Below are 14,096 nucleotides of genomic sequence, written 5' to 3'. Positions count from 1 at the left end.
AACAACCGTCATGCCTTATAAATATACCATTCATCAGCATACCTACACGTTCAGCGATCTCAGAACGTTAATGGCCAGGGCCACGCCTTTCAGAAGCGGAGATGCACTGGCTGGACTGGCGGCGGAAACCTATATGGAACGTGTAGCCGCGCAGATGGCATTGGCAGATCTGCCGGTAAAAACTTTTCTAAATGAGGTGGTGATTCCATATGAAAATGATGAGATCACCAGGCTCATTATTGATTCACATAACGGTGTAGCATTTGCGCCGATAGCACATTTTACTGTCGGAGAATTGAGGGATTGGTTGTTAAGTGATGAAGCCGATACACATACGTTAAGCACTTTGAGCACCGCGTTAACACCAGAAATGGTTGCAGCTGTGTGTAAGCTTATGAGAAACCAGGATCTCATCAGTGTCAGCCGCAAATGTGAAGTTGTAACCCGGTTCAGGAATACACTTGGTCTGAAGGGGCGTTTCTCTGTGAGGCTTCAGCCCAATCATCCTACTGATGATCCCAAAGGTGTGGCAGCAAGCATTGTAGACGGATTGCTCTATGGAAGTGGCGATGCGGTCATCGGCATTAATCCCGCAACGGACAACCCGGCGGCTGTTAACAGGCTCTTACAGATGCTGGATAGCCTGCGTGTTAAGTACGATATTCCTGTGCAATCCTGTGTGTTGTGCCATATTACTACTACACTTGAACTCATTAAGGCCAACGCGCCGGTTGATCTTGTATTTCAATCAATCGGTGGTACAGAAAAAACAAACAGCAGCTTTGGTGTATCGTTATCACTGTTAGCAGAAGCATATGAAGCCGGGCTATCACTCGGCAGGGGAACAGTTGGTAATAACCTTATGTACTTCGAAACAGGGCAGGGGAGTTCATTGTCAGCAAATGCGCATGAGGGTGTTGATCAGCAAACCTGTGAAGCAAGGGCTTATGCAGTGGCAGCGAAATTCAATCCGTTGCTGGTGAATTCTGTAGTTGGTTTTATCGGCCCTGAATATTTGTATGATGGAAAGCAGATCATTCGCGCTGCACTTGAAGATCATTTCTGTGCTAAGCTGCTCGGCTTGCCGATGGGAGTAGATGTTTGTTACACCAATCACGCTGAGGCCGATCAGGACGATATGGACAACCTGCTTACACTACTGGGAGTTGCGGGATGCAATTTTGTTATGGGTGTGCCCGGTGCTGATGATATAATGCTGAACTATCAGTCCACTTCTTTTCATGATGCATTGTATGTGAGAAAAGTATTGGGATTACGGCCTGCGCCTGAATTTGAGCAGTGGCTCGTGAGTCAACAAATCATGGATGAGAATGGCCGGCAACTACCACCGGGAGAAACACATAAAATGCTGATGAACACCGTTCTTTAAACAATTTATTTAAGCCAATGCCTGGAGATCAATTGATAAAACCCGATTCATGGAGCTCATTAAAAGCTTTTACCAATGCGCGCATTGCTTTGGGAAGAACGGGAACTGCTGTTCCATTAAATGAATCACTGCAATTTAAACTTGCCCATGCCGAAGCCAGGGATGCGGTTTATTCGGTATTAGATACTGAAGGATTGCAGGACGGATTGCAGCATCTTAAAATTTCTTCTTATCAGCTTCACACCCGGGCAAGGGACAGGATGATCTACCTGCAACGGCCTGATCTTGGACGTATGCTGGATGATGCTTCTGCCCATGCTTTGGAGATAGATGCGGGCGATTACGATATTGCTATCATTATTGCTGATGGGTTGTCCGCTACGGCTGTGAATATGCATGCTATTCCATTATTACAGTTACTGGTACCTCGTCTTATTAAAGAAAATATTTCGCTGGCACCGGTAGTTCTGTTGCAGCAGGGAAGAGTTGCTGCCGGCGATGAAATTGGCAGTTTGCTTCGCGCGAAACTTTCTTTGATGCTGATCGGTGAAAGGCCCGGATTGACTTCTCCTGACAGCATGGGGGCTTATCTTACTTATGCTCCGCAAAAGGGGTTTACGGACGAAAGAAGAAATTGCATTTCGAATATCCGCCCGGAGGGATTGCAATACAATGCAGCATGCGACAAAATCTTCTACCTTATTAAAGAATCTTTACGTTTGAAGCTTTCCGGAATTGAGCTGAAAGACAATACAATGTTGCTACACGCTTGATATATTTTAAAAAAAACAAACGTTTGCTGTTAATCCGTATTGTTTTTTTCACTAAACTCGCAGTATCAAATTAACTTATACAAGTTGTTTATTCTTTTTGTACTTGTATACAATTCTTCGCTTGCAGTTTGCTATCTGATTTTTTTGATTAACATGTATTCAGCTTTACCAATGGTTGTGTAAGGCGGGTATGCCCTGCTGCGTTCTGTTTGGCGCTTACCCGGCTATGTTTGTTTGGGTGCATGTAGAATATTGTTGGCCAGTTATGCCGGCTTATGCTGTTATGCCTGCCACTTTAAGATAGGGTATTAGTTACGGTTTTGTTATAGTCTGATCGTAAAGCATACTGAATGATGTACTGCACATGTGCAGTTTGTTGTTAAGTGTTAGTCGTTGGTGTTCTCACCAACGAATTTTTTAAACCGTGCGTTGCTAAGCCAATGTCGTTTAATCAGGCAAGCATCGTCAACCTGGCTGGATATCACCTGCCGGGCCAATGAAAGATTTACATTTTTTCGAAAATAAAAAAGCCCGGCATCGCCAGGCTTTTAGAAGTCGGTATACTACGTTTTAAGATTTTGCTTTTACTTCATTTACAACGATGCCCTGCAAGCCGCCTTTTTCAGAAACGGTACCAGAAACTGTAACCTGTTCTCCGGCATGTTTTTTCGCCTCTGCATATGCGTCCTTTTTGTCGTGGTTTTCCACCAGCAGGTAAACTTTACCATCGCTGGTTAAAAGGCCCATTGGAGATCCCCCTTTAATGCATGATGATGCACAATCCTTATGATCCATGCCATGTGCGCCTTTAGCCATATAGCAGGACATATCAAGCACTTCACCGGAAATGGTTTTGTCGCCTGATTGCGCAAATGACGTAATGGATGACATAGCAAGGCTAACTGATAATAATCCTGCAATCTTTAAACAACGTGAAAGAATGTTTTTCATGGCAATTTATTTACTGTTCGTTGATAGGTGATGACCATTAAATATACTACAATTGATTCATTATAAGAATTAAAATAACAGGTAAACTACAGATCATTTAGCCGCTTATTCATGTCTTTTTTCAGCAGATCAATTTTTGCCTGTCCAATCCGTTGTGCTCCATAAATGCCGGAATGACCACTGAAGTAATAAGCGGTAAAGCAAGCAACAGCATAGTAAAGTATGTTATTAGAGCCGAATAGTTCAATGCCCATTATGGTACAGGCTATCGGTGTATTTGTTGCACCTGCAAACACGGCTATAAATCCAAGACCAGCCATCAGGTCAACCGGTGCTCCGGTAATCGTTCCGATTGTATTTCCTAAAGCAGCTCCAATAAAAAATAATGGTGTAACTTCTCCTCCCTTAAAACCAAGTCCCAGGGTAACTGCCGTAAAAAGTAATTTCCAGAACCAGCTCCAGTAGGTGGCTCCGCCTTCTTTAAAACACGAAACAATACTAACGGAGGCCGGATTTGGGTTGGATACGCCAAGGCCGAGATAGCTGTCTGTTTGCAGAATAAACGTTAGCAGTATGATGATACAACCACCTACCGCAGGTATCAGCCATTTGTAAGGAATATAGCGGTTTGCTGTTTTTTTAATGCCATGAGATAGTTGTGAGAAAAAAAAGCCGGCAAGACCAAATAGCACACCCGCAAAAATTGACTTAATAAGTAATGGAAGATCTATATGAAGAAATGGCAAATAGGCGTGATCGTCATCTACAAACAGAATATGATATTCTGTGTGATGTATGCCCCAGGCTGTGCACGTAGCATCAGCCAGTAATGCGGCAATAAAACAGGGCACTAACGCCGTATGCTTTATGCTGCCCAAAGCGAGTACTTCCATCGCAAAAATAGTTCCTGTGACAGGCGTTCCGAATACTGCACCGAATCCTGCCGCAATCCCTGTCATCAGAAGAATGCTAAGATCCTGACGCTTCAGCTTGATAACCCTTGCGTAAAGATTTGCAATGCTTCCGCCCATTTGAACCGCAGTACCTTCGCGGCCTGCTGAACCGCCAAACAGATGTGTGATCAATGTGCCAAGCAAAACCAGCGGCGTCATTATAGCAGGAACGCCCTTTCGCGGCTCATGTATTTCATCGATGATGAGGTTGTTTCCAGACTCGCTTTCTTTGCCGAGGTACGTATACATCAGGTAAATAACAATGCCGGCGACAGGTAGCAGGTATAAAAGCCACGGATGGTCAAGGCGGTGTTGAGTAACCTGTTCAAGACTCCATAAAAAAAATGCAACTACTGACCCTATGCAAAGAGCCAACGGCAATACAATAAGGGTCCATTTTAATAAGTGTGAGAAAACAAAAAAATGTTCGAGTGAATATTTGCGTTTGTCCATATATGCCTACAATAAATCAGTTAAAATGATTGATCATTTTATTACGTAGGCGCCATCAGCAAAAAGCAGTTGATAAGGAAGACACCATTTCCTGTAAAAAGTAAAAATAAACAAGATTTTTAGATAGGATAATATTTTTTTAATTGATAATTGAAAATGGAGAATTGACAACGTGTGCCGTTTAGTTGAGGGGGCAGTAGTAAACGCTCATAAAATATCGCGACCGAGGTCGATATTCGGGAAACCTCTCCTGTCGTGCCAATGACAGATTAGGGTGCTGTGATTTTTTTTCATTGCCGTTCCGCTTTAGCGAACGGAAAATAAGGCTAACTTGAACATGGCTTTAGCCACACTTTATTTTGTTAGGCTAAAGCCAAGTTAAATTCAATTATTATCCGTCGGTTAAAACCGACGGCAATGAAATCGGAGAAGTCTCCCGAATGCAATTTTAAAATTTGCACTTTCACCTCGTCCTAATGTCCGATGTTTCACACCTTATACCTTACGCCTTAAACCCTACGCCTCATGCTTTGAGCTTTAGGCTTTAAGCTTTATACTTTCCCTCATATTTCTTTTCAAATTATCACGACATTTTTGTTTATTTGAATATGTCTACCAATAAACAATTTGTTGCAGGATGGGGAAACTATCCGATGGTTGAATCAATCGTTCTTCATCCCGAAAATGAGATGGATACAAAAAAAGCCATTCAAACAGCCTGCATAATTGCACGGGGGTTAGGAAGAAGTTATGGTGACCAGGCTATCAATAGCAAAGGTTACACAGCTGTATGTACACGGATGAATCACATGATCGCTTTTGATGAGGGGACTGGTGTGTTGGAGTGTGAAGGCGGTACAAGCCTTGAAGAAATTATCCGCACGTTTGCTCCGTCCGGTTGGTTTCCGATGATCTGCCCCGGTACAAAATTTGTTACCATCGCCGGGGCGATAGCCAATGATATTCACGGAAAGGCGCATCACCACGATGGCTCATTTGTAAACAGCGTAATCTCGTTCAATATAATGCTTGCCGGAGGTGAGGTTGTAACGGCATCCCGCACAGAAAATGAAGATTTGTTCTGGGGAAATTTTGGAGGTCTTGGTTTATTGGGGATTATTACGTCCGCAAAGATCAGGCTTAGAAAAATAAGCACCACTTATTTCAAACAGCGTTCAATCGTCATTAATAACCTCGATGAGATGTTGGTTGCGCTCGATGAAAATGATAAGATCTATAATTATTCGGTGGCATGGATAGACCCACTTGCAAAAGGGAAGAAATTAGGTAGTGGGGTTTTAACGGTTGGCAATGCAGCTACACTGGACGATTTACCTGCGAAGTATAAAGACGAACAGTTGAAGATCCATCAGCCAAATAAGTTAGGCGTACCTTTTTTTCTCCCCAATTTTACGTTGAATGAACTTACTGCAAGCATGCTGAATCGCGTGATTGCATTTGTTCAAAATTCACCGAAGGAATTTGTGCATTACGAAAAATTCTTTTTTCCGCTTGATGCTATTCATAACTGGAACAGAGGATATGGTAGAAGAGGATTTATTCAATACCAGTTTGTAATACCGGAAACCGGTGGACGCGATGTATTGATACTGATCCTGGAAAAAATAGCTGCCAGCGGTTGCTCTCCATTTTTAAATGTATTCAAAAAGATGGGAGAGGGGCAGGGTATTTTATCCTTTCCATTCAAAGGTTATACACTTGCGATCGATTTTCCCGTGACATCTAAACTGAGTGCCTTTATTGCTCAACTGGACGAAATAATCTTAAAAGCAGGCGGACGTATCTATCTTGGGAAAGATGCCATGTTACACAAAGAAGTCTTTCAGGCCATGTATCCTCAATACAAGGAATGGCTTCAGATAAAAAGCAAATACGATCCTTCAAATGTATTCACTTCAGATATTTCGAGAAGACTGGGTTTGTATAATTGAAAATTGAGAATTGACAATGTGTAGATGTGCAGATGTGCGAATATGCAAATGTGGAATGTACTCGATCAAATTATGTTTCCGTTCGATGTCGGGTGAGCATTAATTGTTTGATTAGTTAGAGATAAATTTTCAATATGGGGTAGGTCATATTTGTCTGGTGATCTTGATTACACATTCAATTTGATATACCAATAACGCACATCTGCACATTTACTCATTTGCATATTTGCACATTCACCCATTTGCACATTCCCTCATTTGCACATCTGCACATTCGCCCATCTGCACATTCGCACATTTGCACATTGTCAATTAATTTACCCTCCCATTTTGCTGATCATGCTAAACATAATTACACAGAACACAATGAAAGTGATCAATACATACTTGTAGTCTTTTTCAATAAAGAAGGCCAGCGCGGAAAATGCAACACGTACGATAGGCGTTGAGATCAGGATTACCACACCAAGTTGAATGATGGCTGCACCGTCTGTTTGTGCAACTCCCTGCAGTATGCCTTTCATGTGGCGCATAGGTTCGGCGGCTCCAATAAATTCATGATATTGTGGTTGGCCTTTTCCGTAGATGTACAGGTAAAAAATGCCGCCTATAAATGCTACAATACTGGCTAATACAACCCCCGTACGCAGCAGGCGGCCAATAAGTTTTTCAACGTCTTTTTGTTCCCAGTAGCTGGCAGAAAACAAGTGCCTCATAATTTTCCGTTTAAACCGTTATAGATCATTTCCAGGGCAAGAAATGTGATGACCACACAAAACAGGATCCTCAATGTTTTTGTATTTGCTTTGACCAGCAAACGGGAGCCGCCAAAAGCGCCTGCAAGTACGCCAAGGATCACCGGCAATGCAAGTCCGGGGTCAATATATCCGCGTTGTAAATAAACGACAGCGCTTGCTGCAGCGGTAACGCCAATCATAAAATTGCTTGTTGTAGTAGATACTTTAAAAGGTATTCGCATAATGTTATCCATTGCAAGCACTTTCAGTGCACCGGATCCGATACCTAAAAGTCCTGACATGATACCGGCAAACGTCATCAGTCCATATCCTCCGGCAACATTCTGCACTTTATAATGAACAATCCCGTCTTTTGTAGGATAGCTGCTATTGAGACGAAGCTTTCTTGCGAGCGGACTTTTATCAATATTTTCTGTATGATCTGTCTTGTTGCGCACAGACATAAATGCTGAAAATATCAATACCAGGCCAAAGATCACGGCAACTGCATTGGTAGGTATGAATACGGCCAACAGCGCACCAATAATAGCTCCGGTAGTTGTGGCAATTTCAAGGAACATGCCAATGCGAACATTGGTAATGCCCTCTTTGATATATGCTGCTGCTGCACCAGAAGAATTGGCTATTGAAGATATAAGCGATGCGCCGATGGCATAGCGTATATCTACATGAAATATCAGTGTTAGCAACGGAATAAGTACCACACCTCCTCCAAGTCCTGTGAGAGAGCCCAGCATACCAGCTACAAATGCACCGGCGAGTATGATAAGCGTAAAAACAAGAATGCTCATGCGTTTCTGTTTAATAGTTATTCTTAAGCAATGTTTCAGTGATAAGGGTTGCGGCTTTGGCGTCTTTGTTAATGATAGCATCAGTTAGCTGCACGTGCAAAACATGTGTTGCTGCAAATTTTGAAATATCGGCGGAACCTCTTTTATTAAAGAAATCCCGGATCGTATGTGTGAAAGTTTTATACAGGTCAGCCAGTACACTATTGTGTGAAGCCGAAGCTATCGCGGTATGTAATCTGATATCTGCATCAGCACATGCTTCATAATCGTTTTTATATAAAGCGGCGGTCCTGTCGTCCAGTGCCTTGCGCATCGTCTTGATGTCCTTGATTGTTCTGTTTGAAGTTGCGAGTCTAATGATCTCTTTTTCCAAAAGAAAGCGAACATCATTCACTTCCTTTAGGCGCGATCGGCGCAGGCGCACATCAAGTGACTCTGAATGGGAGGGACGTGCGTTAATATATGTTCCTGAACCTTGCCGTACTTTAAGAATGCCTGTGCTTGCCAATGTTTTTATTGCTTCCCGTATGGTGGATCGGCCGACGCCATAGGTTTTCATGAGTTCCGGCTCGGCGGGAATTTTCTCTCCCTCTTTGTATTTTCCAAGTGATATCTGCTGCTGCAGATCAACTACCACTTCATCCGCAAGTTTAGAAGATTTATTTGCCTCTTGCATCTGCTTCATATTCTTTCAATGAAGTATAAAGGTATGATGTTTAATTAAAACATCTGATGTTTTAATTAAAAAGTTTGAAGTCGTAGAACAATGCTGCGCCTGTATTTGAGGGGGTCATAGCCGGTTTGATGAAAGAGTTTCATTTCGATGATTAATTTTTTCTTAAGGAGAAACTGTGATAATTCACGGATTTTAAGTGAGATACACTATTGCACTTTTCTCAATTTACTTCTATTTTGGATGTAAAAACCGACAGATATGTACCACCGTTATAAGATGATCACGGCCATTTTTATAATAGCCGCCCTGTATGCAGCTTGTAAATGTGCTCAGCCTTTATCCATAAGAACAAGCGTTCAGACGGATAACACTGTGTATCATAATGACAGTGCCTGGCTGCAGTTGCCATGCAATTATAAAGCATCAGACACAACCCGGTATCCTTTGCTGATATTCTATAATGGTTTGTGTGAAGGTTCTACCGACGCCTGTAATGGATTCCCTCCGGGAACCAATCTGAACAAAATGCTGCAGTTAGGTCCTCCCAAATTTATGGCAGACAGTCTGCGATTTGTATTTAGTGTGGCTTCCAAAACTTACGGGATGATAGTTGTTTGTCCGCAGAGCGATGCTGGTCAACGATCACCTTCTTCATCTAATGGTGTGATCAATTATATGATCTCTCATTATAAGGTGGATACAACACGCATTTATCTTACGGGACTGAGTTTGGGAGCAGCTTCTGTTATGGATTTTCTAACCGCGAACCAGGCCAACGCCAACCGCATTGCAGCTGCTGTTCCAATGAGCATAACGAACTTGAATCATAGCCAGATAACCGGACTGCAATACATTGCAAATGCAGGAGTTCATGTGCAGATTTATTGCGGTGATGCAGATCAGTATTTTGCGAATAATCAACATTACGCAGATGTAATTAATACATCTGCACCTGGTCTGGCAGTATTTACACCATATACCGGGGGGCACGGGGGATGGAACAATATGTACACTTTATCCAACACATATTATAATCCAAACATGTACCAGTGGATGCTGCAGTATCATCGTTAATAGCAGTGAGAGTCAAGTACATTAAAATAAACAGGCCGGCAAAAAAAAATAACATTGCCGGCCTGTTTATTTATTCCTTAGCAACAGGCAGTTTGCCTGCTTTAATCGCTTTCATGAAATCTTCAAAATCTTTTTCGGTTTGATCAGCATATTCAGATGCAAAATCTGTTATCGCCTTATCAAACGTATCGCTGTTCCCCATGTAGCCACATAACAAAGAAGGGTTGCCTGTTTTTGCATGAGCCCTTGCCAGCATTCTGCCGCATGTTTCAGCATAAGCGGCAAGATTTTGTTTATTTAAAAGATCTATATCAGGCGCTATTTTACGATCGCGAAGCTGGCGAAAGTAAAATGCTCTTCCGTTCGGACCGGTGCTCCAGCCAAGAAAGATATCACTTGCAGCCTGTACCAGCCTTTGTCCTTCAACAACCCTTTGGCCATGATGCGCATAGGCACTTGGTCTTGTATATTTCTCAAGCACACTTTGCCTGGCTTCTTTTACCTGTAAAAACAAAGGCTCATCTTTGCTGTTCATTAAAAGTACAACCATGCACCGCGTGCCCACGCTACCCACGCCTACAACTTTTAATGCAACATCAACCACCTTGTAATTACTAATCAGCCATCTTCTGTCAGGTTGCAGCGTTTCAATATATTTCTCCATGAAAATTGCAATCATTGCATGCTCCTTTTTTACATCAATGGGATGGTAGATCAGTGGCGGTTGGTCCGTTATTTCAAACGATCCCAGAACGTTGGTAGTGATCTTATAAAATACTTTTTGCTGGGTCTGTTGACTGGCTTTTTTCAGCGCTTCATCAATCAATGCTTTGAGTGTATTGTTTCGGGCTTTATCTCTGATCATTTTCAGGTCAAACTTCATGTACCAGAGATCCAGCATGTTCATATCTGCAAACTCGAACATATTTTGCCGGTAGGAAGTAGTTAAAGCAGTTGCAATATTCCTTGCATCAGCCTCCGTAAGATTTTTGTTTCTGGCTGCAAGTACGAAACTCGTAGCGAGCCGTTTTAGATCCCACTCCCACGGAGCAGGGTGTGTTTCGTCAAAATCATTGGCATCAATTACCATCGCTCTTTCCGGCGTTGCAAATCCACCAAAGTTCATCAGGTGACAATCGCCGATCGCCTGCACCGGTTGTTCGGTGTGTGGCTGATGGAACAGATCGTAGGCCATAAGGGAAGCGGTGCCGCGATAAAACGCGAAGGGTGACTGACTCATACGAAAGTGGCGGATGGGGATAAGTTCAGGTATGCGGTCGTAATTCGATGCTTTGATCATATTTAATACTGTATCCCGTTTGCCCGGTCTTTTGAAATCAGCCTGAGATTTGCGGCTGATCTTCTTCCTGAGTTCTTTTCCTGCTTTATACTGATCTTGCCTCATGGACTGAATTATGTATGAGTATGAATGAAATGAGCTATTCATTACTAATTTAATCAATGAATAAAAGAATTGCAATCCGCCCGGCTTAGAAATGAGAATTTGCCGATGAAGTCCAATTTAACGACTTTAAAAAACCGTTGGTTGGCTGTTAATTCTTAAAGAAAACTAAATAATTAATAAAAATACATATATGTTCCGGATTTATCTTGTGGATAATTCCTTTTTTCGTCAATGTTGGTCGGTTCGATATTTTGAATGAATCGTGCACTGACATTGACATTTGCTAATATTAATTTAAAAATGTATTACGATAATTTTGAATTTTGGTGGTGTGGGTAAAATTTAACTGCTTTTAATTTTTTCAATTGACTCGCTACCAATAAATTTGCTAAATACGTTAAGAGTACTAAACCGTTTTTTTAGCGTATACCAATATCCAATATATCCAATATCCATGCTCAGAAACGCTGACCGTAATCTACACCGGCATAGGATACTTTTATGCACGAGTGTGCCAGTAAAAATTGTAAGCTTATTGCTTACCCTATTTTTGTTATTTGCTACACTGCAGGTGCACTCCCAAACCTGTAACCTTCGCGTACTTAAAACAGATGATTTTGGTAATGGAACTTCGTTATTTGGACCTTCATTAGGAAGCGCTACCAACTATTTTTTCATGGATGGTAATTCCATTCAAACTTGTGGATCGAATACATACCACCAAAGAGTTGAAGATAGCATGTATTGCCTGATCAAAACTCCGGATTCAGCACTGGTCACATGTACCAAAAGCGGAGGAAAAAATCCTACGTACACTATGAGTTCCGATTGGGTACATGCGCCGGACCATACCGGAAATAATGGGTATATGCTCCTTGTGAACTCTAAGGGGACGCAAAACATCTTTTATCAAAAGGTGTACGACAACCTTTGTTCGGGTATGATATGTAACTTTTCCATTTACGCAACCAATATTTGCCATGTTTCGGGATCAATTCAGCCAAAACTGACAATTGAACTGCGGAATCCGGATACCGATGAAGTTCTAAGCAGTGCGTTTTCTGGTCTGCTGCCATATCCCGCCTCTACGACTCAGCTTGTTTGGGTGCAAGTTTCATTAACATTCCAGGTGCCAACTGGTTTCGATAGAGTAAAGGTAGTTGTGCGAAATGACCAGACAGGTAATGGTGGAAATGATCTTGCATTAGATGATGTTGCATTTAGCGTTTGTGTTCCTCCTGCAACGTTAACAAGTGTTGCAAAAACACGTACAGCAAGTGAATGTGCTTCCCGCACTTTTGATATTACGGCTTCAGTTGCTTCGGGTACTTTTACGAGTATTAATTATCAATGGCAACAGCAATTATCCGACGGTAGCTGGGTGAATGTTGTAAATCCGAATGGTCTTGCCAGCAGCACGTTTACTACACCTTCCCTGCCTGCAAGCGGCGGGCCTGTTACTTATCGCGTTATGTATGCGTCAGCGGGCAATCTTGGAAGTGACAACTGTAGTGGATTCTCTGATCCGATCACGGTAACCCCCACCGATATAACGCCTGCACAACCGGTTATCAGCAACAATGGGCCTTTGTGCGAAGGCTCTGCTCTTAATTTTACTTTTTCAACAACGACAGCAGGAGCTACATTTGAGTGGATAAAACCAAACGGGCAAACATCCACGGTTACGAGTCCATATAGCATTGCATCCGCACAAAAATCTGACAGTGGCATTTACAGCATTCGTTCATATTTCAGTGGTTGCTACTCATCGCCTGCTACTACTCTCGCCACGGTAAATCCGAAACCAGTCATCGCTGTTTCAGCACAGGCTACAACGCTCTGTCAAAATGGACAAATATTATTAAAGTCAGGAGCTAGTGGCTCCGGTGAAACTTACCTCTGGAGCGGGCCCAATGCATTTTCATCAACTGCAGCCGATCCTACTATTAATAATGCTGTGACTGCTTCTAGTGGTGATTATATTCTGACAGCAACATCATCGGCCGGTTGTTTCAGCAATGGCAAGGTGAACGTGACAGTGAACCCGAATCCAGCATCGCCCGTTATTGATCCGTATTCTCCAATTTGTGAAGGAATGCCCCTTGGACTTAGTGCCTCAACAATTTCAGGCTACAGTTATCAATGGACATGGCCAACAAATAACTCAGCTACCGGCGCCAATGTTACAATTGCTGCACAGGCATCACTTTCTGATGCAGCTGTATATACTTTAACAGCAACTAACAATGCGACCGGTTGTTTTGCCTCAAGCACAGTAAATGTAACAATTAAGCCAAGGCCTGCGGTACCGAGTGTATCTTCAAGCGGATCAGTTTGTGAAGGGCAAACGCTGAACCTGTATGCTAATGTATCAGCCGGAACCTATGCAAGTTTTAAATGGACAGGTCCTAATACTACGTTTTCTTCAACCGCTGAAGATCCTGTAATAAATAATGTAACTTCTGCTGATGATGGTTGGTATACAGTAGTTGCAACTGCAGCAAATGGATGCTTCAATACTAACCTGGTTAAAGCTACGGTGAAGCCAAATCCTGTTGTGACTGCCTCTGTAAATAATCCATGTGAGAAAGATATTTTGCAGCTTAATGCGACTTCATCTTTAACAGGATCTTCATTTGATTGGGTCGGACCGTCATTTACTTCGTCGCTTCAGGATCCTTCTATAAGTGATGCAACAAGTGCCGTTGAAGGTGTATATCAAGTTACGGCTACATTTAACGGATGCACTTCAGCTTCCACGCAGGTCACTGCAAGTATAAGAACAATGCCTGTTGTACCGACTCTTGCCATGACTCCAGTGTGTGAAGGTTCAGATCAACTTCTGACGGCAACAAGTACCACAGCCGGTGTAACTTATAACTGGTCAGGACCAACACCACTGGTCGTAAATAATAATGAA

At 42.5% G+C, this 14,096-nt stretch carries 11 protein-coding genes and 1 riboswitch; of the genes, 5 read left to right on the top strand and 6 right to left on the bottom strand.

Annotation, left to right across the window (positions count from 1 at the left end; genetic code table 11):
• Positions 1-10: 10 nt before the first annotated feature.
• On the top strand, positions 11-1,390 hold the full coding sequence (locus QTN47_RS27660; RefSeq protein ID WP_369332709.1) for an ethanolamine ammonia-lyase subunit EutB: 1,380 nt from the start codon (positions 11-13) through the stop codon (positions 1,388-1,390).
• A gap of 17 nt (positions 1,391-1,407) precedes the next feature.
• Positions 1,408-2,163 carry an ethanolamine ammonia-lyase subunit EutC gene (gene eutC / locus QTN47_RS27655; protein ID WP_369332708.1) on the top strand — a complete coding sequence of 252 codons (756 nt, stop codon included), beginning with the start codon at positions 1,408-1,410 and terminating at the stop codon, positions 2,161-2,163.
• Positions 2,164-2,733: 570 nt separating this feature from the next.
• Here eutC and QTN47_RS27650 read toward each other — a convergent pair.
• Both QTN47_RS27650 and QTN47_RS27645 read right to left on the bottom strand, forming a co-directional pair.
• Positions 2,734-3,114 carry a hypothetical protein gene (locus tag QTN47_RS27650; protein WP_369332707.1) on the bottom strand — a complete coding sequence of 127 codons (381 nt, stop codon included), beginning with the start codon at positions 3,112-3,114 and terminating at the stop codon, positions 2,734-2,736.
• A gap of 86 nt (positions 3,115-3,200) precedes the next feature.
• Positions 3,201-4,520 carry a voltage-gated chloride channel family protein gene (locus tag QTN47_RS27645; RefSeq protein WP_369332706.1) on the bottom strand — a complete coding sequence of 440 codons (1,320 nt, stop codon included), beginning with the start codon at positions 4,518-4,520 and terminating at the stop codon, positions 3,201-3,203.
• Positions 4,521-4,559: 39 nt separating this feature from the next.
• A riboswitch (Fluoride riboswitch) is annotated at positions 4,560-4,621 on the bottom strand.
• A gap of 507 nt (positions 4,622-5,128) precedes the next feature.
• Here QTN47_RS27645 and QTN47_RS27640 point away from each other — a divergent pair.
• Positions 5,129-6,472 (top strand): FAD-binding oxidoreductase, encoded by a 1,344-nt coding sequence (locus QTN47_RS27640; RefSeq protein ID WP_369332705.1) that lies wholly within the window; start codon positions 5,129-5,131, stop codon positions 6,470-6,472.
• 317 nt (positions 6,473-6,789) lie between these two features.
• On the opposite strand, the gene QTN47_RS27635 is transcribed toward QTN47_RS27640, so the two are convergent.
• From QTN47_RS27635 to QTN47_RS27625, 3 genes are read right to left on the bottom strand one after another with little or no spacing between them, the layout of a single operon-like run.
• Positions 6,790-7,188: a DUF1634 domain-containing protein gene (locus QTN47_RS27635; RefSeq protein WP_369332704.1), complete on the bottom strand. Its 399-nt coding sequence runs from the start codon at positions 7,186-7,188 to the stop codon at positions 6,790-6,792.
• Positions 7,185-8,021, bottom strand: a complete 837-nt coding sequence (locus QTN47_RS27630; protein WP_369332703.1) for a sulfite exporter TauE/SafE family protein — start codon at positions 8,019-8,021, stop codon at positions 7,185-7,187. Before QTN47_RS27630 ends, QTN47_RS27635 begins: the two co-directional genes overlap by 4 nt.
• Before the next feature lie 10 nt (positions 8,022-8,031).
• Positions 8,032-8,706 (bottom strand): FadR/GntR family transcriptional regulator, encoded by a 675-nt coding sequence (locus tag QTN47_RS27625; RefSeq protein WP_369332702.1) that lies wholly within the window; start codon positions 8,704-8,706, stop codon positions 8,032-8,034.
• Between the two features lie 249 nt (positions 8,707-8,955).
• Here QTN47_RS27625 and QTN47_RS27620 point away from each other — a divergent pair, with 249 nt between their 5' ends.
• Complete coding sequence (locus tag QTN47_RS27620; RefSeq protein WP_369332701.1) at positions 8,956-9,771, top strand: carboxylesterase family protein; 816 nt, start codon at positions 8,956-8,958, stop codon at positions 9,769-9,771.
• 70 nt (positions 9,772-9,841) lie between these two features.
• Here QTN47_RS27620 and QTN47_RS27615 read toward each other — a convergent pair whose 3' ends face one another.
• Complete coding sequence (locus tag QTN47_RS27615) at positions 9,842-11,176, bottom strand: DUF2252 domain-containing protein (RefSeq protein ID WP_369332700.1); 1,335 nt, start codon at positions 11,174-11,176, stop codon at positions 9,842-9,844.
• A 535-nt stretch (positions 11,177-11,711) separates the two neighbouring features.
• On the opposite strand from QTN47_RS27615, the gene QTN47_RS27610 reads away from it, so the two are divergent.
• Positions 11,712-14,096, top strand: a 2,385-nt coding sequence (locus QTN47_RS27610) for a hypothetical protein (RefSeq protein ID WP_369332699.1), incomplete at its 3' end; no start/stop codon positions are given.

The sequence above is a fragment of the Danxiaibacter flavus genome, from assembly GCF_041060425.1.
In the GTDB taxonomy this organism is placed as follows: domain Bacteria; phylum Bacteroidota; class Bacteroidia; order Chitinophagales; family Chitinophagaceae; genus Danxiaibacter; species Danxiaibacter flavus.
Note: the sequence above shows the minus strand (reverse complement) of the source record. Positions and strands in the feature narration are given on the sequence as shown.

Excerpts from the sequence above, each read along its gene's own strand:
- QTN47_RS27660 (WP_369332709.1), top strand. The coding sequence starts at position 11 with ATGCCTTATAAATATACCATTCATCAGCATACCTACACGTTCAGCGAT.
- eutC (WP_369332708.1), top strand. The coding sequence starts at position 1,408 with ATGCCTGGAGATCAATTGATAAAACCCGATTCATGGAGCTCATTAAAA.
- QTN47_RS27650 (WP_369332707.1), bottom strand. The coding sequence starts at position 3,114 with ATGAAAAACATTCTTTCACGTTGTTTAAAGATTGCAGGATTATTATCA.
- QTN47_RS27645 (WP_369332706.1), bottom strand. The coding sequence starts at position 4,520 with ATGGACAAACGCAAATATTCACTCGAACATTTTTTTGTTTTCTCACAC.
- QTN47_RS27640 (WP_369332705.1), top strand. The coding sequence starts at position 5,129 with ATGTCTACCAATAAACAATTTGTTGCAGGATGGGGAAACTATCCGATG.
- QTN47_RS27635 (WP_369332704.1), bottom strand. The coding sequence starts at position 7,188 with ATGAGGCACTTGTTTTCTGCCAGCTACTGGGAACAAAAAGACGTTGAA.
- QTN47_RS27630 (WP_369332703.1), bottom strand. The coding sequence starts at position 8,021 with ATGAGCATTCTTGTTTTTACGCTTATCATACTCGCCGGTGCATTTGTA.
- QTN47_RS27625 (WP_369332702.1), bottom strand. The coding sequence starts at position 8,706 with ATGAAGCAGATGCAAGAGGCAAATAAATCTTCTAAACTTGCGGATGAA.
- QTN47_RS27620 (WP_369332701.1), top strand. The coding sequence starts at position 8,956 with ATGTACCACCGTTATAAGATGATCACGGCCATTTTTATAATAGCCGCC.
- QTN47_RS27615 (WP_369332700.1), bottom strand. The coding sequence starts at position 11,176 with ATGAGGCAAGATCAGTATAAAGCAGGAAAAGAACTCAGGAAGAAGATC.